Origin of the sequence: Rothia gullae, from assembly GCF_024294905.1 — a bacterium.
Classification (GTDB): Bacteria; Actinomycetota; Actinomycetes; order Actinomycetales; family Micrococcaceae; genus Rothia.
In genome coordinates this window covers 1-24,800 of record NZ_JANCOC010000004.1, presented here as the reverse complement: position 1 = coordinate 24,800, position 24,800 = coordinate 1, and the positions used below count along the sequence as shown (strand labels likewise).

At 57.3% G+C, this 24,800-nt stretch carries 21 protein-coding genes; 7 read left to right on the top strand and 14 right to left on the bottom strand.

Features of this window, described 5'->3' with window-relative positions; genetic code table 11:
• Nucleotides 1–18: 18 nt before the first annotated feature.
• The 9 genes from NML54_RS03650 to leuS all read right to left on the bottom strand — a co-directional run bounded on the left by NML54_RS03650 (nt 19) and on the right by leuS (nt 11,447).
• The gene (locus tag NML54_RS03650; protein WP_254755961.1) at nt 19–588 is read right to left on the bottom strand and encodes a histidyl-tRNA synthetase; all 570 of its coding nucleotides are present in this window, start codon (nt 586–588) and stop codon (nt 19–21) included.
• Between the two features lie 69 nt (nt 589–657).
• Nucleotides 658–1,536 carry a DUF6318 family protein gene (locus tag NML54_RS03645; protein ID WP_254755960.1) on the bottom strand — a complete coding sequence of 293 codons (879 nt, stop codon included), beginning with the start codon at nt 1,534–1,536 and terminating at the stop codon, nt 658–660.
• 2 nt (nt 1,537–1,538) lie between these two features.
• Nucleotides 1,539–2,138 carry a DUF6318 family protein gene (locus NML54_RS03640; protein WP_254755959.1) on the bottom strand — a complete coding sequence of 200 codons (600 nt, stop codon included), beginning with the start codon at nt 2,136–2,138 and terminating at the stop codon, nt 1,539–1,541.
• 58 nt (nt 2,139–2,196) lie between these two features.
• A complete protein-coding gene (locus NML54_RS03635; RefSeq protein ID WP_254755958.1) occupies nt 2,197–3,063 on the bottom strand; it encodes a DUF6318 family protein in 867 nt (288 codons plus the stop codon).
• A 15-nt stretch (nt 3,064–3,078) separates the two neighbouring features.
• The gene (locus NML54_RS03630) at nt 3,079–3,837 is read right to left on the bottom strand and encodes a DUF6318 family protein (protein ID WP_254755957.1); all 759 of its coding nucleotides are present in this window, start codon (nt 3,835–3,837) and stop codon (nt 3,079–3,081) included.
• A gap of 551 nt (nt 3,838–4,388) precedes the next feature.
• Entirely contained in the window at nt 4,389–5,612 is a 1,224-nt protein-coding gene (locus NML54_RS03625; protein ID WP_254755956.1) for a phosphoglycerate kinase, read from the bottom strand.
• A gap of 344 nt (nt 5,613–5,956) precedes the next feature.
• Nucleotides 5,957–6,961 (bottom strand): type I glyceraldehyde-3-phosphate dehydrogenase, encoded by a 1,005-nt coding sequence (gap, locus tag NML54_RS03620; protein ID WP_254755955.1) that lies wholly within the window; start codon nt 6,959–6,961, stop codon nt 5,957–5,959.
• Between the two features lie 635 nt (nt 6,962–7,596).
• Entirely contained in the window at nt 7,597–8,715 is a 1,119-nt protein-coding gene (locus NML54_RS03615; RefSeq protein ID WP_254755954.1) for a DegV family protein, read from the bottom strand.
• A gap of 230 nt (nt 8,716–8,945) precedes the next feature.
• The gene (gene leuS, locus NML54_RS03610; RefSeq protein ID WP_371925790.1) at nt 8,946–11,447 is read right to left on the bottom strand and encodes a leucine--tRNA ligase; all 2,502 of its coding nucleotides are present in this window, start codon (nt 11,445–11,447) and stop codon (nt 8,946–8,948) included.
• Nucleotides 11,448–11,687: 240 nt separating this feature from the next.
• On the opposite strand from leuS, the gene NML54_RS03605 reads away from it, so the two are divergent.
• Entirely contained in the window at nt 11,688–12,761 is a 1,074-nt protein-coding gene (locus tag NML54_RS03605; protein WP_254755953.1) for an alpha/beta fold hydrolase, read from the top strand.
• 9 nt (nt 12,762–12,770) lie between these two features.
• Nucleotides 12,771–13,898: a glycosyltransferase family 4 protein gene (locus NML54_RS03600; protein WP_254755952.1), complete on the top strand. Its 1,128-nt coding sequence runs from the start codon at nt 12,771–12,773 to the stop codon at nt 13,896–13,898.
• Between the two features lie 171 nt (nt 13,899–14,069).
• Here NML54_RS03600 and NML54_RS03595 read toward each other — a convergent pair whose 3' ends face one another.
• From NML54_RS03595 to NML54_RS03585, 3 genes are all read right to left on the bottom strand, one after another.
• Nucleotides 14,070–15,071 carry a lipid II:glycine glycyltransferase FemX gene (locus NML54_RS03595; RefSeq protein ID WP_254755951.1) on the bottom strand — a complete coding sequence of 334 codons (1,002 nt, stop codon included), beginning with the start codon at nt 15,069–15,071 and terminating at the stop codon, nt 14,070–14,072.
• Between the two features lie 19 nt (nt 15,072–15,090).
• Nucleotides 15,091–15,729: a 5-(carboxyamino)imidazole ribonucleotide mutase gene (purE, locus tag NML54_RS03590; protein ID WP_254755950.1), complete on the bottom strand. Its 639-nt coding sequence runs from the start codon at nt 15,727–15,729 to the stop codon at nt 15,091–15,093.
• Between the two features lie 117 nt (nt 15,730–15,846).
• Nucleotides 15,847–17,037: a 5-(carboxyamino)imidazole ribonucleotide synthase gene (locus NML54_RS03585; protein ID WP_371925788.1), complete on the bottom strand. Its 1,191-nt coding sequence runs from the start codon at nt 17,035–17,037 to the stop codon at nt 15,847–15,849.
• Nucleotides 17,038–17,381: 344 nt separating this feature from the next.
• On the opposite strand from NML54_RS03585, the gene NML54_RS03580 reads away from it, so the two are divergent.
• Nucleotides 17,382–17,999, top strand: a complete 618-nt coding sequence (locus NML54_RS03580) for a GtrA family protein (protein WP_254755949.1) — start codon at nt 17,382–17,384, stop codon at nt 17,997–17,999.
• A gap of 178 nt (nt 18,000–18,177) precedes the next feature.
• Here NML54_RS03580 and NML54_RS03575 read toward each other — a convergent pair whose 3' ends face one another.
• A complete protein-coding gene (locus NML54_RS03575; protein ID WP_254755948.1) occupies nt 18,178–18,978 on the bottom strand; it encodes a TIGR03089 family protein in 801 nt (266 codons plus the stop codon).
• Between the two features lie 652 nt (nt 18,979–19,630).
• Between NML54_RS03575 and NML54_RS03570 the strand changes: the two genes are divergently transcribed.
• From NML54_RS03570 to NML54_RS03560, 3 genes are all read left to right on the top strand, one after another.
• Nucleotides 19,631–20,047: a WhiB family transcriptional regulator gene (locus NML54_RS03570; RefSeq protein WP_254755947.1), complete on the top strand. Its 417-nt coding sequence runs from the start codon at nt 19,631–19,633 to the stop codon at nt 20,045–20,047.
• Nucleotides 20,048–20,067: 20 nt separating this feature from the next.
• Nucleotides 20,068–20,295 (top strand): DUF3499 family protein, encoded by a 228-nt coding sequence (locus NML54_RS03565; protein ID WP_254755946.1) that lies wholly within the window; start codon nt 20,068–20,070, stop codon nt 20,293–20,295.
• Nucleotides 20,296–20,466: 171 nt separating this feature from the next.
• Nucleotides 20,467–21,777, top strand: a complete 1,311-nt coding sequence (locus NML54_RS03560; protein WP_254755945.1) for a DUF1461 domain-containing protein — start codon at nt 20,467–20,469, stop codon at nt 21,775–21,777.
• Nucleotides 21,778–21,951: 174 nt separating this feature from the next.
• Here NML54_RS03560 and NML54_RS03555 read toward each other — a convergent pair whose 3' ends face one another.
• Entirely contained in the window at nt 21,952–23,598 is a 1,647-nt protein-coding gene (locus NML54_RS03555) for a dolichyl-phosphate-mannose--protein mannosyltransferase (RefSeq protein ID WP_254755944.1), read from the bottom strand.
• A gap of 185 nt (nt 23,599–23,783) precedes the next feature.
• Between NML54_RS03555 and rsmI the strand changes: the two genes are divergently transcribed.
• Nucleotides 23,784–24,722, top strand: a complete 939-nt coding sequence (gene rsmI, locus NML54_RS03550; RefSeq protein ID WP_254755943.1) for a 16S rRNA (cytidine(1402)-2'-O)-methyltransferase — start codon at nt 23,784–23,786, stop codon at nt 24,720–24,722.
• Nucleotides 24,723–24,800 lie beyond the last annotated feature (78 nt).

Here is a 24,800-nt window from a genome sequence, read left to right as displayed (position 1 = left end):
ATGTTTGTCTACGGTGTGTTAGTAGCGGTTTCCTACGACAGATGCAGTCAGACAGAGAATGATGATGGTGATGATGATTGTATCGAGTGCCATCGCTCGTGCGCATTTGCCGAGAGATTGTGCCCAAGGTAGCTTGCGAGTGGCGATTGCTTCGGTAATCCAGGCGACGAGGGCACAGTATGCGAACGCAACGCACGCCCAGATGATGATGCTCATGATAATCAGCGGTGTTGCGTTAGGACCTGTCGTATACGTCAGGTACAGCCACATTAGAGGTATCCCGCCGATAGATGCTCCTAGTGGAACTGCAGCCGGGATACAGACGAGTGCATACAGGCCCATGCGCTTAGGCTCTGCGGGGGCGGCACCATCTACGGCGGGGTCTTGCGCGGGGCTCTGGAGGACGGTCGCGGTAGGTACTGCACTGGCTTCTACCGTGGTGCTTTCTGCAGCGTTGTTCCGCACGGTGTTTTCCTGTACAGCATTGCTCTGCGCAGTATTCTCCGGCAAGGGGCTGCCCTGCACGGTGCTAGCTTGCATGGTGCTATCCTGCGCGGGCTCACCGGGGTTCTGGGGTGACTGTTCCATATGTCTCCTAGGGTGGTTGATGTGGTGTGGTTATCGATGATGTCGTGCGACTACCGGGAAGATGGGATCTTATACCTCTAGCCCTTCGAGGGAGAATCCCGGAGGGTACAACGGCGTGGCGTCCTTATCGTCTTCCACCAGCACCCAGCGGCCGCGCAGGTGCTCCGCATAAAGGAATACATATTCCTCCTCGCCGGTCTTCAAGAACTTATTGATAGGTAGTTTCTCTCCTGTCTGCCGTACACAGAAAAATGCATCCTCAGGGATAAAAGTGGATCCCTGGTATTGATATATCTTGCGACGGTTTTTAGACCGCGTACCGATTCCGGGAATCCTAATTCTAACCTGGTAGAGATCCTGGGCAGAAACAATCCACCCAAGGTTTCTCTGATACATTTCAAGAATCTCTTTAGATACCACTTTTTCAGGGGTAACTACTTTGGATAGTGGTTTGGTATCTCCCGTGTAGTAGAAATAGTTCAGGGCAGCATAAAAATATGCTTGGAAAGTATAAAAACCACCGCGACTATATTCATCAATACCTGGCTGCAGAACGGGGTAAGGCACATTCTGAGCGGCACGCTCTTCGGTAGCGGGCACGTACCTGCCGTTGCGTTCGTAGGCGGTGTACACGAGCAGACCGGATGAACTTCCACTGTCTACATAATCATCAAATTTTTGTTCAGGTGCCAGCTCGATAAGTGCTCTATCTCGTTTAAGAAGGCGCGCTTCGTGCTTTTCCTCATTGGTGGCGAGGATACCGGTCTGCCGACCGGCGATGACGGCACCGAGGGTTCCTACGCCTGCTATTGCGAGGGCACGACGAGAAAAGCGGGGCTTCCGCGGTTCCTGCTGATGAGCGAGTAGCTGACCAGAAGATGCCGGCGGAGCTTCCGGGGAGGAACCCAGCGTTCCGTTCGTCTCCTGTTCTTTGCGTTGGGGCCCCATGGTTAGGCCTCCTTTTCGGGGATGAAGTGGATGTCCCATCCGGGGTTAAGGAAACGGGAGCGCAGGGTGCCGTGGATTGCTCCGTCGCGGAGGAGTCCGCGCGTATCAAAGTCGGCGATGGGCTGTAGCTGCCCGGTATCCTTGCGGAAGACTTTAGCTTCAGGGAGGATGTCGAATTTGACGTTCCAGTCGAAGATTTTTTGTTCTTCGTTATGGATGCGCGGTTGTGCTTCGAGAATGTGCATGGTCAAGATTTGTTGGTTGGGGGTGATAACCCAGCCTTTTCCCTCATCAAAGATATCTTGAATGGCGGGGAAGAATAGTTCTTGGGCGGTCATTGCATATTCGAGGCGGCGCGAATCGGATGCCAAAAGCATATAGTTTTGGCATCCATAATAATATTCACAGAAATATTTTAAAATTTGAACTGTAAATATAGGATTGTATGAGAAAACATATCCCGGTATAGGTGAGGAATATGCAGGATGCTCCTGGTTAGCTGGGGCGTGAACCCCAATCATGTCAGTATCGACAAGATGGTATTCTCCCCTATAGTCTTCTTGATTGAAGAATTTTTTAGTCCACTCCGGGTCGACAGTCATTTCCTCTCCTTTCTAAAATATATCTCTCATTACCTAACGATAATTTGAATTCATGAACCTATTTCATATATCCAGCCACAGAAGCACCCTTGGGTAATAAGAGATCGCCCTGCAGATTTTCGTCAACGCTTACCCAGCGTCCGTCCAAAAACTCGCCGTAGAAATTTATAGTCGGGTGTCGGTCAGTATGAAACATATCCCGAAAATACTTCACTTCGCCGGTATCGCGATACACAAAATAAGCGTCTCCATATATCGACAATTCCGTCTGCATCTTGTATATTTTTCGTCCCTGAATCTCTCGACTACCGTATCCGGGGGTTTGCACCATATACGATTCAATTTCTTGGTCCGAAACAATCCACCCCTGGTTATTGGCGATAAATTCGTACACATTAGAAAAGATAACTTTTTCGGGGTCAACTATCTTTGCTAGGGGCTCAAGGTCACCGGTCAAATACCCGTAGTTCTTGGCGGCATTATAGTAGGCAAAGAACAAGTACATACCTGAAATATCGTATGTATTCATCTTCTCCTGGATAACCGGGTAGGGTACATTCTGTGCGGGGCTCTCACGGGTTGCGGGAACGTAGAGACCGTCCTTGCGGTATGCGGTGTACACCAGCCGACCGTATAGCCCTCCTGCAGCGTTCTTATTGTCTTCGTCTGCAATTTTTGTTGTGGGTTCGGCTGCGGCTAGTGCCTGGTTTCGTTTCCACGCGGTATCTTCTTGCGAGGTTCGTTCGTTTGACGAAAATTTTAAGTTTGAGCCAGCTACATACAGACCTGATGCCGCAGCGGTACCTACCACAGCAGATCCCAGTAACAGGGCACGACGAGAGATTTTGGGGTTCTTCTTCTGCTCTGATGGGTTATCGCCGGTTGAGGATTCCCAAGAAACAGGGGTGTTATTGTTTTCCTTCATTGTGTTTCCTTTCCTTTAGTTCCCCTGCGTTGAGCCATTTGTGGGGGTAAAGTTCACTTCCCACTTTGGATCTAAGAATCGGCACACCATAGTTCCGTAGATGGAACCGTTTGTAACAAGGTTGCGGGTGTCAAAATCAGTAATCGGGTAGAGCTTTTTCTCCGCTGCGATAAACACTTTCGCTTCTCGGTTCAGATCGTATCGAACGTTAATTTCGCATAGGTGATTTGCTTCATCCACAATACGGGGCTGACGTTCAAGAATCGTGAGGGCAAGAATTCGCTGGTTCGGGGTAATAACCCAGCCAGCGCCTTTGTCGTAGAGTTCTTGAATGGTGGGGAAGAACAATCCTCCTAGCATATTTTTAAGATAGAGTCGCCGTGCATCACCGGCTAGAAGCATGTAGTTCTGATAGTTTGCGTAATATGTAACGGCATAGCGCATAGAGGTTGCTGTCATATCCCGTTCAAAAGCGTTCTCATAGTATGGAGGCGGTGCAGCGTATGCGGGATGTCCCTCCGTTGCCGGTTCATATATACCAATATTGTTGATATCACCGATTTCATATGTTCGTCGATAGTCACGATCATTATGAAACGGTTTTGCGTAGGCATTATGCTTCGGAGAAGCGCTCGCTGTCGCCGAAGGGGTTTCTTTTGATTTATTCTCTTTGGTTTTTGGCGTGGATGAGCAGGCACTCAAAGCTAAGACGCTACTAACTCCAAGCGCACTCTTTATAAGTCTTCTACGAGAAGTAGGATAAATAATACTCACCGCAATAATCCTTGGGGTTACATAAATTTTCTACATTTGTTGTAAGTTGAAATATCTAATGCATCAACTTAAGAAGAACACTCATTGTTCATATAACAAATGAGATCATTAAACGAATAAATACCTTTAGCGAGTCAACATCTGACTTGTCTGAGTTAGATGCTTGAGCCGCATCGTGAGAGCCTCGTTGTGAGAACCTCAGCGTACTCACCTTGAAAAGGTACAGGGACGGCATAAGCCTGAAAAGTAACCATATATTTACTTCCGGAAGTTGATGTGACAGTGAACGAGCTTCCTCGCTCACACTCGTTGCATGTGTGCTCCCTCTCGGTGACAGTGAGAATCACACACCTTTCAAGGTAACACACGCACACTCTGCGCACGAACTCGGTAGGACGGATTCCACCTCTCTCTGCTTCCACCTCCCACAGCCAGCCACGAAGAGCCCATCTCAAAAGCCCAGAAAGAAACCCCCGCCAGCGCAGTACCGAAAGTACTGTCCGGCGGGGGTTCCCTACACTAAAACCGTGTACTAAATCTGTGCACCCAGATTAGGCGCCTAGTGCCTCCAGGCCGGGCAGGGTCTTACCCTCAATGTACTCAAGGGAAGCTCCACCACCGGTGGAGATGTGGCCGAACTGCTCATCCTTGAAGCCCAGGTTACGGACTGCAGAAGCGGAGTCGCCACCACCAATGATGGAGAATGCGTCAGAGTCGACGATAGCCTGTGCCACCGCGCGGGTACCCTCAGCGAAGGGAGCAATCTCGAACACGCCAACGGGGCCGTTCCAGAAGATGGTCTTTGCGCCCTTGATCTTCTCAGCGAAAATCTCAGCGGTCTTGGGGCCAATGTCCAGGCCCTCAGCCTCTGCGCCCAGCTTACCGCCGGTCAGATCCTCAACGGGGCGGACCTCGGTGTTAGCATCAGCGGAGAACGCGTCAGCCCAGATCACGTCAACAGCGGTGATGATCTCGGTGCCCTTCTCGGGAGCTTCCTTCAGGTAACGCAGAACGTTCTCGACCTGGTCCTTCTCCAGCAGCGACTGGCCAACCTCGTAGCCCTGTGCGTATGCAAAGGTGTAGCCCATGCCGCCACCAATGAGGATGCTGTCAGCCTTACCAATCAGGTTGTCGATCACGGCGAGCTTATCGGAAACCTTAGCGCCACCCATGACCACAACGAAGGGACGCTCGGGATCGTTCAGGGTCTTAGCCAGAACGTCAACTTCCTTCTTCACCAGGTCACCCAGGTATGCAGGCAGACGCTTAGCAACGTCGTAGACGGAAGCGTGCTTGCGGTGAACTGCACCGAATGCGTCGTTCACGTATGCGCCGTTCTCACCGGTCAGTGCGACCAGCTCGTCAGCGAACTCGCCGCGCTCTGCGTCATCTTTGGAGGTTTCGCGTGCGTCGTAGCGGACGTTCTCAACGACCAGAACTTCACCGTCAGCCAGGGCTGCTGCCTTAGCCTTTGCATCCTCGCCTACCAGGTCGGTTGCAACCTTCACAGGCACGGATGCCAGCTCAGCCAGGCGTGCAGCTGCCGGTGCGATGGAGTACTGGGGGTCGACCTTGCCCTTGGGGCGGCCCAGGTGTGCGGTCACGATAACGCGTGCGCCAGCCTTGGCAAGCTTCTCAATGACGGGCAGGGATGCGCGGACGCGGCCGTCGTCGGTGACAATGCCGTCCTTCAGGGGTACGTTCAGGTCGGAACGGACGAGAACGTGGCGGCCTGCGACGCCTTCTTCGAGCAGTTCGGACAGTGCCTTAGCCATAGGAATTCCTCCTGGATAGGTGGGTTTATATACCGTTTCCATCATACCGAACATTAGGGTGATTGACAGCCTAGTAAATAGTTTTTAGATGGTGTTTCTCCGCAGAATATCGCGGATATTCGCACTCTCTATCAGCTATTTTCTTACGGTATTTTTGACCCGAAAAAGGGCGACGGAAACTAGTATGTTTATACGTTTTTTGGGGTTTTATTAAGACCCTTACACAGGATCTTGGTACAGCAAACCCCGACTCCGCCGCTTGATGCGGTGGTGCCGGGGTTCACTATGCGTTAGTTACGCGGGGTGACGCTTACACTCGGTGAGCGTCGCAAGCCCATTGGGGCTTAGAGGGATGCCACAACCTTGTTGGTGAACATCACGAGGCGTGCAACGTAGCCGTACTCGTTGTCGTACCAAGCGATAACCTTCACCTGGTCGCCGATAACCTTGGTCAGCGGTGCGTCGAAGACGGTGGAGATGGGCTCACCCTCGATGTCCTTGGACACAATGGGATCCTCGTTGTACTTGATGATGCCCTTCAGGGGGCCCTCAGCTGCGGCCTTGACTGCTGCGTTGACTTCCTCAACGGTGACCTCGCGCTCAGCGGTGAAGGTCAGGTCGGTGATGGAGCCGGTGATGGTGGGAACGCGGACTGCGAAGCCGTCCAGCTTACCCTTCAGCTCGGGCAGAACCAGGCCAACAGCTGCTGCTGCACCGGTGGAGGTGGGGACCATGTTCACAGCTGCTGCGCGTGCACGGCGCAGGTCGCGGTGGGGAGCATCCTGCAGACGCTGGTCAGCGGTGTATGCGTGGATGGTGGTCATCAGACCCTGCTTGATGCCGAATGCGTCGTTCAGGACCTTAGCCATCGGAGCGAGGCAGTTGGTGGTGCAGGATGCGTTGGAGACGATGTGGTGGTTAGCTGCATCGTACTGGTCGTCGTTCACGCCCATGACGAAGGTGCCGTCAATGTTCTTACCGGGAGCGGAGAGGATAACCTTCTTAGCGCCAGCCTCGATGTGTGCCTTTGCCTTGGTACCGTCGGTGAAGAAACCGGTGGACTCGAGGACTACGTCAACGCCCAGGTCCTTCCAGGGGAGGTTCTGGGGGTCACGCTCAGCGAGGATCTTGATTTCCTTGCCGTCAACAACCAGCGCGCCTTCCTTGACCTCAACCTCTGCGTTGAAGCGACCCATGATGGAGTCGTACTTGAGCAGATGTGCCAGGGTCTCAACATCGGTGAGGTCGTTGATTGCGACGATCTCAAAGCCGACACCCTCGGCCTGAGCTGCGCGGAAGAAGGTGCGGCCGATGCGGCCGAAGCCGTTGATTGCTACGCGTACAGTCACTGGAGTATCTCCTTGTCAGTGCGTTGGTGGCGGTGTACGAATCCGATGCCTTGCAGGCTCTGGTTTAGTCGGATTCATCCGTGCTCTATGTTGCCCGGTGCATTCCGCCGTTGTTGGTAACAATCCTACCTTAGTTTGTGTGTGTTTTGGTGTGTTCCATCAAGAAATTTTTGTGAGTTGTGCTATAAAAACCGGCAAAAACCCATTGTTTTCTATTGTTTTGCGTTGTGTTCACCCTTAGAAAATGTTGCGATACGGTCACGGCAACATAAACACACATGAAACGCACATTTACTAAAAACCGCGCCATATCAAGGCAAAATCTGAGGGTAAAAAACACCCTTTCACCTGCGAATGGGTTTCAATGACGCTCTGAGTGCTCGCACGCAGTGCAATTTCTCACGCGAAAACAGGCGAGCCCAACGTAAGACACACCATAGCCTTAAAACGGGTTATATACGCTCCCCGCATACAGTTTTCGTGTCGTGTTTCGTGTCGCCCGCGGCGCATCATACGGGAACACCGCGCAGGAACACCGCACGAGCACATCCGCGGACACACAGCACAAGTAGACCGCACGAGCACTCAGCACAGGGTCAACACGGGCACACCGGATAGGCGGCTAGTACACAATCCTAATAAACGACCAGTGCCACAGCCCCCAGCCCCGAATGAGCCGACAGCACCGGCGGCAACGCACTCACCAGAAACTCCGGCGCCGAAGAAACGGCGGCATCATGAACTAGGGAGCTCTCCCCCAGCATCTGCTGAACCTGCTCATACAGCTGCACCGCCTGCGCCGCATTACCCACATGATGCACCGCAACCACCTCACCGCGCGGGGATGCAGCAAGCGAAGAACTAACGGGGTCGGTGGCAGTAGAGCCCACTGAAGCAGAGCTGAGCGCCGCCGCATGCTGATGTTCACGGCAGGTCTGCACAGTCACCTCCACCAGGCGCTCCAGAGCACGCGCCGCAGTGCGGGGGCGCTCCACATACGCCAGCTTGCCCTCGACAATCGTGCCAATCGGCTTAATTTGGAACATCTGCCCCACCATCGCCAACGCAGGGGAAACACGGCCACCGCGGCGCAACGCATCCAGGGTCGGGATATAAAAGTAGAGCGTGGACTGCTCGCAGACGGACTGAATGTAGTCCACCAGCTGCGCGGGGCTCAATTGTTCCGAGCTCAGATAGTTAGGGCTCGGGTAGTCAGGGCTCGGAACAAAATCAGAGGAAGCAGAGTTCAGCATCTCCAGGGCGCACACCACCGCATGACCGTAGGCACCGGCGACCGTGCGGCTATCCACCACGCTCACGCCCTTAGAACCCAGGCGGCTCAGGCGGGCACCGGTGCGTGCCGCCTCCACCGTTCCCGAGAGCTCACCGGACAGATGCACCGACACCACATGCGTAAAACCTCGCGACGCCAACTCGTCATACACATCAGCAAACACGCCCGGCGCGGGCCCGGAAGTGCTCACCGTCTGACCCATCACGTGCGCAAGCATAATCGCCTCATCCACCTCGGCGGCGGTCAAATCCTGCAGCTGGCGATCCGGCTCACCGGGCGTGCGAATAGTCACCGGCATCGGAACTATCACAAAATTACCGCGAGCGCTCAGGCGTTGCACGAGCTCGGGGTCGAGGGCGGCGGCGCTATCGGTCACCACGGCAATGCGGGGTGCATTATCCTGCTCGTTTGCAGGATGCGCCTGCTCAGCATGTTCCTGCTGAGTATCCTTCTGGCTCATTGGGCCCTCTCCCCTGCTGGTTATCTTCACGGCACAACTATTGTGTCTGGCATCTCATTGCGGACTTCTACCACCATAGCCCCGGCAGAGCAGAACGTCCAGGTTCAACGCACTAAAGACCGCATTAACGGCGCAAGCCCCGCCAGGCCTCCGGGTTCGTTCCGTTGAACGAACCCGGAGCCACAGCGGGGCTTGTACTTTATCTAAAAAACTTCTTTATCTAAAAAAGCTTAGATCACGATGTTCACGAGCTTAGGCGCACGCACAATCACCTTGCGGATCTCGGCGTCACCAATCGAACGCTGGACTGCGGCATCCGCCAGAGCCAGCTCCTGAAGCTCCTGCTCGGAAATATCCTTCGCAACCTCCAGGCGAGCCTTGACCTTGCCCTTAATCTGCACGATAGCGGTGACGGTGTCATCCACCAGCAGAGCCGGGTCAACCTCGGGGAAGCCCGCGGTCAAAACCGGGGTGTCGTGGCCGAGAGCGTGCCACATGTCCTCAGCGGTGTAGGGTGCGTACAGAGACAGCAGAATAGCGACAGTCTCAGCAGCCTTACGGACAGCCGGGTCAGCCGCGCCAGCACCGGAGTCAATAGCCTTACGGGTAGCGTTCACAAGCTCCATGGTCTTAGCAACAACCACGTTGAACTTGCCGTTATCCAGCAGGCCCTGAACCTCGTGCACGGTGCGAGCAATCAGCTTCTGCAGCTCCAGGTCACCGGTGGTTGCGTCAACACCGGGTTCGCTGGTGACGTCCTGAGCCACACGCCATGCGCGAGCCAGGAACTTCTGCGAACCGGACGGGGAAACATCCGCCCAGTCCACGTCATCCTCGGGCGGGGACGCGAAAATCATGGTGGTGCGGATAGCGTCCACACCGAACTTGTCGAGCTGCTCACCCAGGTTCACGCCGTTACCCAGCGACTTGGACATCGCCTTACCGCCGTTGAGCACCTGACCCTGGTTCATGAGCGCCTTGAACGGCTCATCATGCTTGATCAGGCCCAGGTCGCGAACAACCTTGGTGAAGAAGCGTGCATACAGCAGGTGCAGAATAGCGTGCTCCACACCGCCAACGTACATGTCGACGGCACCCCACTCGCTCATAGCCTGCGGGTCGAAAGGAGCCTTGTCATAGTTCGGGGAAACGTAGCGCAGGAAGTACCAGGAGGAATCCACGAAGGTGTCCATGGTGTCCGAGTCGCGACGAGCCTGTTTGCCACACTTGGGGCAAGGCACAATCGCCCAGTCATCGGCAGCGGCAAGAGGCGACTGGCCCTTAGGAGCCAGCTGCTCACCGCGCAGGTTATCGGGCAACAGCACCGGTAGCTGATCCTCAGGAACCAGAACCTCGCCACAATCCTCACAGTGAATCACGGGGATGGGGGTACCCCAGAAACGCTGGCGGGACAGCAGCCAGTCACGCAGACGGTAAATGACCTTACCCTCACCGGTGCCGGCAGCCTCAACCAGCTCAATAGCCTTAGCGAGCGCCTCAGCCTTCGGCAGGCCGGTCAGCTCACCGGAGTTGATGAGCACGCCGTCACCAGCTGCGGCAACACCGCTGGTAGCCGGGTCCTCAGCACCCTCAACGTCCAGGACCTTCACGATGGGCAGGTCGAACTTCAGAGCGAACTCAAGGTCACGCTGGTCGTGCGCGGGCACAGCCATAATCGCGCCGGTACCGTAGTCAGCGAGCACGTAGTCAGAAGCCCAGACGGGCAGCTTCGCGCCGGTCAGCGGGTTAATCGCGTAGCGGCCGGTAAACACGCCGGTCTTCTCGCGATCGGAGGACTGGCGGTCAATATCGCTCAGCGCCTTAATATCTTCGCGGTACTGCTCCAGGGCAGCCTTGTGCTCGGGTGCCACGATCTGCTTGGCGAACGCCGCATCCGCAGCAACCACGATGAAGGTTGCGCCGTACAGGGTGTCCGGGCGGGTGGTGAACACGGTGAAAGACTCAGCAGGCTGATCCTCGGTCGCCTCAATCTCGAAGCGCACCTCAGCACCCTCAGAACGACCAATCCAGTTGCGCTGCATGAGCAGAACACGGTCGGGCCACTTGCCCTCCAGCTGCTCCATGTCATCCAGCAGCTGCTGCGCGTAATCAGTGATCTTGAAGTACCACTGGTTCAGCGACTTCTTAGTCACGGTAGTACCGCAACGCTCACACGCACCGTTGACAACCTGCTCGTTCGCGAGCACGGTCTGGTCCTTGGGGCACCAGTTGACCATGGAGTCCTTACGGTACGCCAGGCCCTTCTTGTAGAACTGCTCGAACAGCCACTGAGTCCACTTGTAGTACTCGGGGTCCGAAGTGTGCAGGCGGCGGCTCCAGTCAGCGGCAATAGCGTAACGCTTGAAGGACTCAGCCTGAGTCTCAATGTTCTTGTACGTCCACTCCTTGGGGTGAGTGTCGTTCTTGATGGCTGCGTTCTCAGCGGGCAGGCCGAAGGAGTCCCAGCCAATCGGGTGCAGAACATCGTAGCCGCACTGCTTGAAGTAGCGGGCGTTCATGTCACCAATAGCGAATGCCTCCGCGTGACCCATGTGAAGGTCACCGGAGGGGTACGGGAACATATCCAGCACATACTTGCGGCCCTTGGGGGCGTCACCGGTGGGCTGGAAAACCTTCGTTTCGTCCCAGTAGGGGCGCCACTTGGCTTCCATAGCGCGGAAGTCGTACGCATTTTCGTTGCGTTCGGTCTCTACCTGAGCAGACACAGCGATTCCTTAAATAAAGACAGGTTGATAAAAACTTAACCCTCCAAGTGTAACTCGAAACCCGAACCGCGCCAGAGTTGAGGCCGCCTCGACTACCAAATGGACGGCACCACCCACCCGACCACCTGCGCAATCACACGCCCAACCACCGATGCGGCAGGCGGGTTTCAGAGCCATTTCAGGCTTCTCCCCTAGAATTAAGAACGGGACTTTGCCGTCTCAGTACCCAACCCGCGAAAGGTACCCATGACCTCCACCGTTACCCCGGACTCTCCCAACACCTCAGTTCTTGAGGGTGTGCCCGGCCCGCTCATTCCCGGCACCCGCCACGACGCCCTCATTGGTGACGGCGCGCAGGCGGTTATGACCCGCTACTGGCAGTACGGCAAAGGCATGAACGACGGAACCTTCCCCGAAGGTTCCTACCCCGTGCTGCTCGTGCACGGCTTCCGTGGCGACCACCACGGCCTGGAAATCATCGCGAACTACCTGCTGAAGCTCATCCCGAACGTCAGCATCATCAGCCCCGACCTGCCCGGCTTTGGCCGCTCCGCAGACCTGCCCGAAGGTGCTCAGGACGAAAACACTCAGGGCGAAGACAACATCAATGCGTACGTGGCGTGGCTGAACAACTTTGTGAAGCACACTAACCCCGCCCGCGAGGATGCACAGCCCCTACCGCTGCACCTGGTCGGCCACTCTTTCGGTTCCATCGTCACCAGCGCCTTCGCCGCCGCACACCCGAACTCGCTCGCGCTCCTCTCGCTCATCAACCCGATTAGCGAACCCGCGCTCGAAGGTAGCCAGCGCGTCGCCTCCCGCCTCGCCTCCCTCTACTACCGCGCCGGAGCGGCACTCCCCGAAAAAATCGGCTACCCGCTCCTGCGCTCGCAGCTGATTACCCGCGCCTCCAGCGAAGTCATGATGCGCACCAAAGACAAGGCAATGCGCCGCTTCATCAATGGCCAGCACGCCGCCTACTTCGGCTCCTTCGGCTCCCGCCGCGGAGTGCTCAGCGCCTACGACGCGTCCATTACGCACACCGCCGCCGAATACGCCGCCGCCATCCGAGTACCCGTGCAGATGCTCGTTGCCGAAGACGACGACCTGGGCACCCCCGAAACAGCTCGCGCCATGTACGCGACGCTGACCTCCCGCGAGCTGCCCGTCTCCCACAGCCTGCCCGCTACTTCGACCGGCGCCCGCGAGCGCCTGGACATGATCCCCGAAGTCGGGCACCTCATCCACTACGAAACCCCTCGCTGCGCCGCGGAACTCATCGCCGATTTCGCCGCCGGCCACTCAGGGAACGAGAAGTAAGGAACCAACATGAAACTCATGGTTGACGCCCGATACACCCGTATCGGCTTCCACGACGGCATCAGCCGCTACACCGCATCCCTACTGGGCGCGCTCAAAACCCTCATCGACACCGGTGACGAAGCCGCCACCGACCTCGACCTGACCATGATCATTAGCGACGAACGTCAGCTGGACATGCTGCCCGACCTGCCGCACGTGAAAATCTGCTCGCCCACCGGCCCGCTCGAACCGACCGCCTCACTGCAGCTGAATAAGTATGCGCCGGATGTGGTGTTCTCCCCCATGCAGACCATCGGCTCCACCGGACGCAAGTTCAAGCTGATTCTCACCCTGCACGACCTGATCTACTACTCGCACCCGACCCCGCCCGGGTTCCTGCCCGCACCGGTGCGTGTGGGCTGGCGGCTCTTCCACAAGACCTACACCCCGCAGCGCTTCCTGCTCAATCACGGCGACGCGGTCGTGACGGTTTCTGAGTCGACCGCCTCGCTGATTCGTGAGCACGAGCTGACCACCAAGCCGCTGTTCGTGGTGCCCAACGCCCCGCAGCCCGGCAGCGTCGTCTCCCGCCAGACCGCACTGGAACGCGCCACCACCCGCGAAGAGCAGCCCGTCAAGCACCTGGTGTACATGGGTTCGTTCATGCCGTACAAGAACGTAGAAACCCTGCTACTGGCGATGCGTTCCCTGCCGGATTACCGCCTGCACCTGCTGTCGAAGATGCCGCCGCAGCGCCTGGTGCAGCTCACCGACGAACGCCTCATCGGTGAGAACGTGGAGGTGCACAACGGCGTGAGTGACGAGGAGTACCAGCAGCTGCTCCGCCAGGCGCACGCCCTGGTGACCGCCTCCCGCGAGGAGGGTTACGGCCTGCCCGTGGTTGAGGCGCAGGCTGCCGGTTGCCCCGCGGTGATTAGTGACATCCCGATTTTCCGTGAGATTGCACCGCATGCCGTGTTCGCGCCGGTTGACGGTGCCCCGGAGGCGCACGCCGCCGACTGGGTGAAGGCTATCCGTTCGCTGGAGGACCCCGCCGTTCGCGAGCGCGTGATTATTGACGGCCTGTCGGACGTGCGCCGCTACTCCTGGCGCGACTCGGCGCTCAAGCTGCTGGAGGTCGTGCGCGGGCTCTAAAGCGTGCGTAGTCTTTAGGACTTGCGCGGCGTATGCAGCGCGGCCCTAGATACAGATAGATACAGAAATGCCCCCCCCCCCCCCCCCCAAACCGGGGGGGGGGGGGGCCTCCCTCGTATATTTAGCTTTTAGTTCTCAGGATACGCCCCAGTAAGGACGAGCCTGAACCCGTTAGCGAGAGCGGAAAGACTGAACCTTCGCCTTCGCCTTCGACACAGCATCACGAACAGCCGGACGAGCCTTGTACGCCAGCGTGTAGGCGCGGTAACCCAAAGAAGTTACTGGAACATCCCAGGTACCCGGGTACTCTACCGACTCGCCGCCAAAGGACTTCTTGAACTTGGTGAAACCAGCCCACTCGTGATCCGGCTGATCCTCCGGCGCAATACCGAAGAGGTCAACGTACTTCAGACCCTTACGCTTAGCGTCCAGGATAAAGTTCGTCACCACCGGAATACCCGCGGACAGGCGACGATGCTCAAAAGAAGCCGCCGCATGCGCGTAGGTGCGGGTGTCATCCGAATCGTACACAAATGCCGCCGCAATCGGGGTGCTCTCACCGTTCTCATCGGTCAGCTTCGCAACGTACAGGGACGCAGCACCGGCGGGCATCAGCACGCGAGCAACCTGCATCAGGTACTCATCCTGCTGACGGTTAAAACCGTTACGGTCCGCAGTCTCATCCAAGAACGCGAACAGAATCGACAAATCCTCAGGATTCGTCGATACCTCAATGGTCACGCCCTTCTTGTGGATGTTGCGGTGCAGGTTGCGGTTATTGGACTTCATGCCCTTGAGGATCTCGTCCTCAGAGCCAGAAAGATCAATAATCTGAGTGTGCGAAGGCTGCACCTGGCGAGGAGCCAGAACCGCACCGCGACGAGCCAAGAAAGCAGCCGCATCCTGATCACCCCAAATAGCGGATTCAGTCGGCTCAATGCGCACAAACAGGCAACGATGCTTCGCAGCTTCTTCCTTCAACGACGTGAGAGCCTCATCAAAAGCCATAGCGCTGGAGGCGACCGGTCCGTACGGGCTGTACAGGTAGCGGCCGGTAGCGCCGCCCTCAACGGTCGCAAGGTACGACCAGTCGTTACCGCTCTTACGGATCACGGTGTGACCATTAGATGCCTGAAAACGTGCCCAAATATCGGACTGAAGAATATTGCTCATCGTTCCAGTGTATCCGAGCTTAGGGAACGTAAGCCTGGGGCTCCGGCGAAGCCTCGGGAGCAGAAGCGGGGCGGGGTGCGGAGGAGCTCTCCTCCGCCTCGCGCTCGGCAGCAGCCTTTGCCTTCGCTTCGGCAACGCGGGTGCGCAGAGCCGCGCCCTTGTCCATTGCGCTCTGGCGCAGATCCTGAGAGAACTGACACAAATCAGCGTGAACCTGCTGAGCAAACGCATCGGTACCCGAACCCAGAATACGCAGAGCCAGCAGACCCGCATTGCGAGCACCGTTAATGGAGACGGTAGCTACCGGAACACCGGCGGGCATCTGAACAATCGACAGCAGCGAGTCCATGCCCTCGAGGTTCTTCAGACGCACCGGAACACCAATCACAGGCAGAGCGGTGACGGAAGCGAGCATACCGGGCAGGTGAGCGGCACCGCCGGCACCGGCAATAATCACGCGAATACCGCGGCTGTGAGCCTTCTTGCCGTACTCAATCATGTCCTCTGGCATGCGGTGTGCAGAAACAACATCAGCCTCGTAAGGGATGCCGAACTCGTCCAGAACCTCGGCTGCGGCCTCCATGACCGACCAATCCGAATCCGAACCCATCACAATGCCAACAATGGGCTGGGAAGAATCATAGGGAGACTGAGACATAATCCTCATATCCTTTCAGGATGCGGTGGCGAACCACCATCAATAGGGTGCGTCTGAATTAGGGGGGCGCCGGATACGCAGGATGCGCCTACCCCACGCACCGGCTAAAAAATAGGGCTACAGGGGGCGGCCGTCACGCAAAATGGAGGCGGCATTTGCGGCGCTATGGCGCAGCGCCTCAAGCTCAGCCACCGTGCCAGAAATATTCACGTGACCAATCTTGCGGCCCGGACGAGTCTCCTTGCCGTAGAAGTGGATCTTTGCGCGCGGTTCAGCCGAAAGCGCCAGCGGGTAGACACCGAAAATGTCTTCGTTCTCGCCGCCCAGATAGTTCTTCATCACGGCAACACCCTCCAACACGGAAGTGTCACCCAGCGGCAGATCCAGCACAGCACGCAGATGCTGCTCAAACTGGCTGGTCACCGAGCCGTCCTGAGTCCAGTGGCCAGTATTGTGGGGGCGCATCGCCAGCTCGTTGATGTAGAAGCCGGCGGGGGAGCCGGGCACCTCAAACATCTCAACAGCCATTACGCCGGTCATACCCAGCTCGGAGGCAATGGTTACCGCGGCAGAGGCAGCGGCTTCAGCAACCTCGGGGTCCAGATCCTGTGCGGGTGCAATGACCTCGTCACAGATGGAGTTCACCTGGATGGTCTCAACGACCGGCCAGGGGCGCACCTCGCCGCTTTCACGGCGAGCCACCAGCGCGGAGAGTTCACGGGTAAAAGGAACCTTCTCCTCGGCAAGCAGGGCGGAGAAATCGGTGCGGGAAGGCAACTGCTCGAACCACGCAGCACTGCGCTCGCGTGCCTCCTCGGGGGAATCCAGAACGAGGACGCCCTTGCCGTCGTAGCCGCCGCGCGGGGTCTTCAGAACCACGGGCCAGCCAATCTCATCACCGAAAGCGAGCAACTCATCCAGAGTGCTCACCTGAGCCCAACGCGGGTTCGGCAGGCCGAGACGCTCAACGGCGGCGCGCATCAGGAGCTTATCCTGCGCGTACTGCAGAGCCTCCGGGTGGGGTTGTACATTCACGCCCTCTGCTATGAGAGTGCGCAGAAATTCAGTGGGCACATGCTCATGGTCAAAAGTGATGACATCCTTGCCGCGAGCAAATTCGCGGAGGGTGTCCAAATCCTTGTAGTCCCCGACGGGGGCGGTACGTACCGCTGCCACGGCGCCGACGGTGGGCGCCTCCGCGAGAATCTGCAGGTTGAGGCCAAGGTTAGTTGCTGCGGGAGCCATCATGCGGGCCAGCTGGCCGCCGCCGATGACACCAATTACGGGTCCAGTCACAGGGTAAGTCACATCACCTAAGTGTACCGGGTTCGGAGAGCCTGTGGGGAGCAAGACCACATTAAGGTCACAGAATAAATTCAAAGGAGATGCGGAGCACAATATGTGGGCTTTGATACGGGCGAAAGCCATCAAAAACGTGCCTTCTACCCAGTCAACGTGAGATGAAAGGGAATGTATCGTTAGCTGGGAGGTCCATGGAAAAACTCTCAAAGGTACAAACAACCAACCAGGACTGTAATAACATATAAGAGCTTGTAAAAGAGGCTGAAACAACCGTCGGACATTGCGTTACCAACGCCAACCGGCGCTAATCTTCCCTTTTTCCCGATAAATCTCCGCTAGATAGGTCCCCCATGAGCCCACAGACGAAACCGGCCCTCACCGAACGCTTAAAATCCCTCTGGGACAGCTACGGTATTGAGGTTCTCAAATTCGGTACCGTGGGCGGCGCCGCCTTCATCGTGAACTCTGTGACGGTGTGGGTGCTGATGATGACCATCATGTCGGAGTCCCACACCAAGGCGAAGGTCGTTGCAAGTGTTGTCGCAACTATCTTCTCCTGGCTCATGAACCGCCTGTGGACCTTCCGCGACTCCCGCTCCGAAAACTGGAAGCGTGAAGCGGTTGAATTCGGCCTGGTCAACCTGCTCGGTATTCTCGTTGAAGCAGGCTGTGTGGCATTCAGTACCTACGTGCTGAACCTGCGCACCCCCGAGGCATCCTTCATCTCCGGTACAATCATCGGTACCATTCTGGGCACCATTCTTCGCTACTTCCTCTACCGCTTCTGGGTGTATGGTTCGCACCGCCAGAAGGTTGAAGAGGGCGAAGGTACCGACCACGAGGAGCTCGGCCGTATGTTTGATGAAGCCGCCGCCATTCTTGACGGTGAAGAACCTGCAACATGTAAGGCAACCTCTGAAGCAACTGCACCTGAGGCACAGTCGAAGCCGGGCTCGCAGAACTCCTAAGGTCCTCGGATTGAACTCCTCAGATTGTAGAAGCAGCTTAGTTAGAACGTGATATAACGATTTATCCCCCGACCTGAACGGTGTCGGGGGATAAATCGTTTAAAGACCTATATGTTTGTTTGCGCTCCGTGTGATTGGTAGCCTCCCGTGCAATTTTTCGGGCAACAGGGGAGGGGTGCTATGCGCGGGGAATCTCCGCCGCACGCTCGGAAGTCATCAACGACGCCAGCTGCCCATCCTGCCAGTTGACGCTCGGGTCAGCCACAAACATCGCATGCCCCGAGCCCAAAATAGCTAGCACCTCCAGTAGAGCGCTCAGGGTCGCCTCCGAGGCATCAAAACCGTAGTCGGGGCTCAACTCCAAAGCGAGCGCACGCTGCCCCGAAGGTAGCGTATAGCCTGCCGTACGATAGGCCTGTGCCTGTGTGAGAGCCTGCTCGTAGGCTTCCGCGTAGCTGAAACCCTCAATGATTTCTGCCGAATCATCGGGAAGCAACCCCGAGTACTCGTCGCCAAAGCTACGAACCAGAGCACAGTAATCGAGTACCTCCTCGGCGTGCGGAGCCAGCGCCTGCAAATCGCCGGTGTAGGAAAGCGCCAGCGGTGCACGGTCAACCGCCAGAAGGTACGCGGGGTCATTCGTATAGCTCGCCTCCTGCTCGGTGGAGACCGTGGCAACCAGCGGCTCGTCCTGATCGAGGAGAGCGCCCACGCGCAGCGCCGCCAGGCCCAGAACAATGGTGCGCCAGTGCAGAGGTGCTTGAAGGTCAAAACCCTCGCCGGGCTCCAGCTCGCATTCTTCAACCAGCAGGTTTGCGCTCTTATCAACCCAGTTCATGAGGACCCTGCCGGAGAGCTCAATGCGCTCGCCGTTTGCCGAGTACCAGATGAGCGCGGGGGTCTGCTGGTTGCTGAGCTCCTCAAAGAAGCGGTTCAGAGTTGTAGGCACGGATGCGCCAGTGGGGGAGAGAGTAACCATGGGTTTCACTCTACCGTACCGGGGGGGCAGCCAGGGAGAATATGCGCGGTGCTAAAAGATGCAAAGGTAAAGTAAAAACGCCTAAGGGTGCCCTAAAAAATCTAATGGTTCAAAATGTTTGACAGTCCTAAAGCCTCATCTTGGTAATGTGACATAAATATAAATTGGAAATGTAAATGCTTCGCAATGCTTTGGAAGAATATTCAGAAACTGCATAGTGAAAAAAGATAAGTTTTTCTTATCTAATTATTAGATTCTTTCCCCGAGCTCGAGATGGGACGGGTGGGTGGTCGTCGTAAACCCTTATATTTGCAGTCAAGATGCAGAATTTACCGGCGATGGAAACTAGTCTTGGAGAAGGGGAAATTTACGGTGCTCCTTGGGTGTGAGTGAGGACAAGTGGCGTGCTTGAAAATATATAAAGGTCAAATTCACATTAAATATGACGCTTGTAACACATACATCTAAACATTGATTAAGTCTAGTTTGACGAAACGGCGTGTCGCACGTCTAATAGATATATAACTGCATTTGCTCTGGAAGGGACCGTAGAGGCCAGAGCAAACCGCGCCACACCATACACACGAAGATTCCGTCCACGACGGATCCGCAGACTCATTAAGCTCACAATGAGAACACGGAAGGAAAACCCATGGGCTCCTACCTTGCATCCGACCGCTCTGTCGCGGCCGCGAGCGCATCAGGCGCTCAGCACCGTAGCATGAATTCCACTCAGTCTCTCGAAAAAGTCGCCGACGCCTTTCTCTCAGATGCAGAACGAAACATGCCTGCCTGCACCGACGTATGGACCGCAGCGACAGGACTCTACGGAACCGAAGGCGAAGATGGAGAACTCGCCTGGCAAGCTGAAGCACTCTGCGCCCAGACCGATCCCGAAGCCTTCTTCCCCGAAAAAGGTGGCTCCACCCGAGACGCCAAAAGGGTATGCGGTGTATGCCCCGTGCGCGAAGAATGTCTACAATATGCAATGGACAATGACGAGCGCTTCGGAATCTGGGGCGGGCTGTCAGAACGTGAACGCCGCCGACTGCGCAAGCAGGCGAGCTAAGCCAGGAAGGTACCACCCATATGCAGACCGCACGACTGTGCTCCCGCCAAACCTGCCAGCGAGAGGCGACTGTTACTCTCCATTACTCTTACGCAGACTCCACGGCAATCATTGACGCACTCTCTGAATTCCGCGAACCTCACGCCTACGACCTCTGCGACGACCACGCCGCACGGCTGACTGCACCGCAGGGTTGGCGAGTGGTCTACAAGGTACCCGTCCAGGGTTCGGACACCATCGAATCCTAGAATTCAAACCCAAGAATTTAAACACCTGAATGCAAAGAACCTTCCGCGAATTCATACGGAAGGTTCTTTGCGTATGAGAAACTGGCAGATAGTACAGACACCCGCAACTCACTCAAACACCATTTACTCGAAAAGAACGCGAGAACCATGAGCAAAGAAACACACCGAGGAATGTGGGGCGCACTGCGCCCGGCCATCCACCGAAATAGCGCCGAAGAACTCCTCAAAGCTCGCCGAGCAGAGACCGTGACCAGCGAACCGGCACCGCCCATCGGCGCATTCGGACGCATCGCAGCAGACGTACCCACCGTCGCCGAAGAACCCGACCTGCCTACCGGCTCCGTACCCGTCGTCCCCGCACGCAGCAAACTCCGCGAACAGGGCGTCGGCACCCGCGTACGCACCCGCCCCAACGTCTCCACCGGCTTCGTGCCCCTCGTACGCGATTCGCAGAGCACCCCCAAAAACCCGACGCTCAGCGACCTCAACCGCGAAACCATGCAGAGGGCAGCCGAAGCAGAAGCAGCTGCAGCAGCAGAAGCCGAAAATGCGGCTGAAGCAGAAACCGTCGCTACCGCGGAGGCGGCAAGCGCCTCCACCGCCGGACGCAAGTACCGCACCGAAACTACCCGCACCGGTCACACCCACGCGGTCGCGGACCCCAACGCGCCGCTGTCTTCCCTGGCTGCCTCGCCCGAAGCTGCAGAACGCGCCGCAGCTCGCGAAGATGCCGTGGAAGACACCCCGCGCTTCATTAAGCTCCGCGCAACCCTCATCGCGCTCACCGTACCGCTGACCGTACTCATGATTGCGATCCGCGCTGTAGCCTCCGCGCCCTTCCTCTGGCTCGAATACCACCGCCCAGGATTCCCCAAAGACAGCTACGGCTACTACCTCATCGAGAGGATGCGCCTGGGCTCCTACGGCGTGGATTACATCAACAACTTCGCGCCGCGCGAATATCTCGCCCGCGTCACCACCGGTGCCGACAATACCTTCGCCTTCACTGAAGCAGAAGTGAACCACATGCACGACGTGAAATGGGTACTGCTCATCGCCACCGTAGCCGTTGCCGCACTATTCCTGATAACGCTCTTTAGCAGCATCTCCCTGCGCGAGCGCGCCCCCGGCACCATCCGCCGCAGCCTCTTCGGTGGCGCATGGATTACTCTGGGACTCATCGCGGTGCTCGGTGTCGTGGGCGTCTTCGGTTGGGAATGGCTGTTTACCACCTTCCACCAGGTGTTCTTCCCGCAGGGCAACTGGGAATTCTCCATACGAAGCTCCCTGATCCGCCTCTACCCGCCGCAATTCTGGATTGACGCGGCAATCGCTGTAGCGGTCCTCGTAGCAGCGCAGATTACGCTCCTGCTCGTGACCACCTGGCCCACCAAATACCGCAAGCTTAAGGCAGAACGCCGCCGCCAAGAACGCCAGGAACTGCGCGTCAAGCTCGCCTCCGCACGAGTCGGCGATAACTAAAAATCATCAGCCACTTCCCCGTGCAAACCAGCGCGGAAAGAGCACAACAAGGGGGGGGGCTGGGCTCTACCACACGGTAGAACCCAGCCCCCTTCGCTATACCCAAGCTCGCATCGCTCGCGCCTGAACCCCTGTCTAAGACCAGGTCTAAAACCCCAGCCTAAAAACCTGAGCCTAAATCCAGGACTTAAACCACATATGCGAATACCACTGCTCATACGGAATCACCTGAGCAGTCCACAGCGGCATAAAGTACGCACTCAACATCAGCACACCCACCAGGTAAATCGCCACGAGTGTCACGCCCAAACGAGCACGCAACACCGAACCGCGAGCACCCGACAGCACCAGACCCAAAACACCCGCCAACAGCAGGATTAGGAACGGCTCAAAGGACAGAGCGTAGAAGTAAAACATCGTGCGAGTCGGGTACATAAACCACGGGAAATAGCCCGCACCGAACACAACCAGCAACGCACCAAAACGCCAATCACGCTTCAGCACCAAAACCAGAAGCGCCACAATAATCGCCGGAATAAAAGCCCACCAAATCGCCGGGTTGCCGATATTCAAAATAGCCTCGGAACAGGACTTCACGGTACAACCCGAAGAACCCAACTTTGGCGACTCATAGTAGTACGAGGTCGGGCGACCCAAAACCAGCCACTGCCACGCCTGCGAAGAATACGTATGCGGGCTGCTCAAACCAGAATGGAACTTAAACGCCGAGACATGGTACTCCCACAAGGAACGCAAATCCTCAGGAAGCCACATGACACCCTTGCCCGGGTTCTCAACAGCCCAACGGCGGAAATACGCATTCGACGACTGGAACCAGCCTGCCCAAGTGCTCAGATACACCAGCAGGCCCACGCCAATCATCTGGAAAAATGCGGGTATGCCGTCACGCACCAGCGCCGTCAAACCCCACTTGTTCAGACCCACAATACGGCGAGCATTAATATCCCAGAACACCGTGAGCAGACCCATCGCCGCAACGAAGAACAACGAATTCCACTTCACACCCACCGCGGCACCAGCGCACACACCGGCCGCGAAACGCCACAGGCGCAGACCCATGCTCGGGCCCCACGGTATCGGCGGAAGCACACCGCCATTCTGGCGTGCCGCCTCCGCAATATGGCGCGCCAACACGCGCCGTGCCTGAATGCGGTCAAGCACCAGGCACACAAAAGTCACCAAAATCCAGAACATCTGGAAAATATCCAGCAGAGCCAAACGAGACTCCACCAGCATCAGACCATCCACAGCAGCCAGCAGCGCGGCAATAGTCGCCACCGTCATTGAACGGAACAGCAACCAGCCAACATAGGCAATCAACGCCACCGACAGGGTGCCAATCAGCGCAGCAGAAACACGCCAACCAAAGGGATTATTATCACCAAAAATTGCCATGCCCGCGGCAATCATCCACTTACCCAACGGAGGATGCACCACATACTCCGGCGAATCCGTCAACAGACCCGACGGGTGACCCGCTGCAAAGGAAGCATTAGCGTCCTTCGACCAGCTCAACTCATAGCCATAATGCACATACGAGTAGGCGTCCTTGGCGTAGTACGTCTCATCAAAAACAATGGCATTCGGATGCGCCAAATTATAGAAACGCAGAATGCCGGCAATCAGCACAATCAATGCAGGCACCAACCAGCCCCAACGGGGGGCACGAATATAGGCAACAGCGAGCGCATCCAGCAGAGAATCGAGGCCGTAACGACCGCGTTCAGACGAAGAACGGGTCAAATCGGCCGGACCAACCGGAGCGGCAGATGCGGGAGAAAGTAGCTTAGGTATCTTCACCCCATCAATCCTAAAGGGTCAGAACGCACGATGCACCATTTCAGCCCGTGAACGGCATATATGACGCATCCGGAAGCCCACCCACACCAGCCACCTATTACCCGCCACCCCACCCGGCACCGGATTGAGTGCGGGCGTTACACTTAGTGGGTACACGAAGATCAGACACAGACACGAGGCCTGCCATGACCGCACCCGCAGAATACATCGAAGAAACCATCGACCCCTCAGAAACGGTCGAGGCACCCCAGGCTGACACCGCTGACCCTGCTGTCACCTCCGAAGAAGGCGGCGTGCTCATCCTCGGAGGCACCCCCATCGGCAACCTTGCCGACGCCTCCGACCGACTGCGCTCAGCCCTCGCCACCGCAGACCTCATCGCCGTTGAAGACACCCGCAAGCTACGCACCCTCGCCTCCGGGCTTGGTGTGCGCACCCGCGGCCGCATCATCGTCAACCACGACCACAACGAAGCCGAACGCAGCGAAACCATCGTGCAGGCGGTACAGGACGGCCAGCGCGTGCTACTGCTCTCGGATGCGGGCATGCCCACCATCTCCGACCCCGGCTACGTTGCCGCCGCAGCCGTCACGGAAGCCGACCTGCCCGTCACCGTGGTGCCCGGTCCCTCCGCGGCGTTGACCGCGCTCGCGCTCTCCGGTCTGCCCACCGGACGATTCACCTTTGAAGGCTTCCTCGCCCGCAAGGGCTCCGAGCGCACCCGCCGTCTTGCATCGTTGGCGGGGGAGGAGCGCACCATGATTTTCTACGAATCCCCGCACCGCACCGCCGCGACCCTGGCAGACTTCGTGCAGACCTTCGGCGCCAACCGCCGCGGAACGGTCAGTCGTGAGCTAACCAAGCTTCACGAAGAGGTTCGACGCGGTACCCTGGCTGAGCTTGCCGAATGGGCTGAGTCTGAACGCGTCCGAGGCGAAATCGTCATTATCGTTGAGGGGGCACAAGCCCCCGAAACCCCCGAAGCGCAGGACGTAGTACAGCTGGTCCTCGACCGCGTGGCTGGTGGCGAGCGTCTCAAGAGCGCCTGCGCCGTGGTCGCTGCTGATACCGGCACCTCCAAGCGTGACCTGTACGAGGCGGCACTGGCTGCCCGCTCCGAATAGCCCAAAAACACCCCGCCGTTTTTGGGGGGGGGGGGGGCGGGGGGGGGGGGGGGGGGGGGGGGGGGGGGGGGGGGGGGG

What these genes read in the sequence shown, in the direction of transcription:
- NML54_RS03650 (WP_254755961.1), bottom strand. Translation starts at nt 588, where the DNA reads ATGGAACAGTCACCCCAGAACCCCGGTGAGCCCGCGCAGGATAGCACC.
- NML54_RS03645 (WP_254755960.1), bottom strand. Translation starts at nt 1,536, where the DNA reads ATGGGGCCCCAACGCAAAGAACAGGAGACGAACGGAACGCTGGGTTCC.
- NML54_RS03640 (WP_254755959.1), bottom strand. Translation starts at nt 2,138, where the DNA reads ATGACTGTCGACCCGGAGTGGACTAAAAAATTCTTCAATCAAGAAGAC.
- NML54_RS03635 (WP_254755958.1), bottom strand. Translation starts at nt 3,063, where the DNA reads ATGAAGGAAAACAATAACACCCCTGTTTCTTGGGAATCCTCAACCGGC.
- NML54_RS03625 (WP_254755956.1), bottom strand. Translation starts at nt 5,612, where the DNA reads ATGGCTAAGGCACTGTCCGAACTGCTCGAAGAAGGCGTCGCAGGCCGC.
- NML54_RS03615 (WP_254755954.1), bottom strand. Translation starts at nt 8,715, where the DNA reads ATGAGCCAGAAGGATACTCAGCAGGAACATGCTGAGCAGGCGCATCCT.
- NML54_RS03605 (WP_254755953.1), top strand. Translation starts at nt 11,688, where the DNA reads ATGACCTCCACCGTTACCCCGGACTCTCCCAACACCTCAGTTCTTGAG.
- NML54_RS03600 (WP_254755952.1), top strand. Translation starts at nt 12,771, where the DNA reads ATGAAACTCATGGTTGACGCCCGATACACCCGTATCGGCTTCCACGAC.
- NML54_RS03595 (WP_254755951.1), bottom strand. Translation starts at nt 15,071, where the DNA reads ATGAGCAATATTCTTCAGTCCGATATTTGGGCACGTTTTCAGGCATCT.
- purE (WP_254755950.1), bottom strand. Translation starts at nt 15,729, where the DNA reads ATGTCTCAGTCTCCCTATGATTCTTCCCAGCCCATTGTTGGCATTGTG.
- NML54_RS03580 (WP_254755949.1), top strand. Translation starts at nt 17,382, where the DNA reads ATGAGCCCACAGACGAAACCGGCCCTCACCGAACGCTTAAAATCCCTC.
- NML54_RS03575 (WP_254755948.1), bottom strand. Translation starts at nt 18,978, where the DNA reads ATGGTTACTCTCTCCCCCACTGGCGCATCCGTGCCTACAACTCTGAAC.
- NML54_RS03570 (WP_254755947.1), top strand. Translation starts at nt 19,631, where the DNA reads ATGGGCTCCTACCTTGCATCCGACCGCTCTGTCGCGGCCGCGAGCGCA.
- NML54_RS03565 (WP_254755946.1), top strand. Translation starts at nt 20,068, where the DNA reads ATGCAGACCGCACGACTGTGCTCCCGCCAAACCTGCCAGCGAGAGGCG.
- NML54_RS03560 (WP_254755945.1), top strand. Translation starts at nt 20,467, where the DNA reads ATGTGGGGCGCACTGCGCCCGGCCATCCACCGAAATAGCGCCGAAGAA.
- rsmI (WP_254755943.1), top strand. Translation starts at nt 23,784, where the DNA reads ATGACCGCACCCGCAGAATACATCGAAGAAACCATCGACCCCTCAGAA.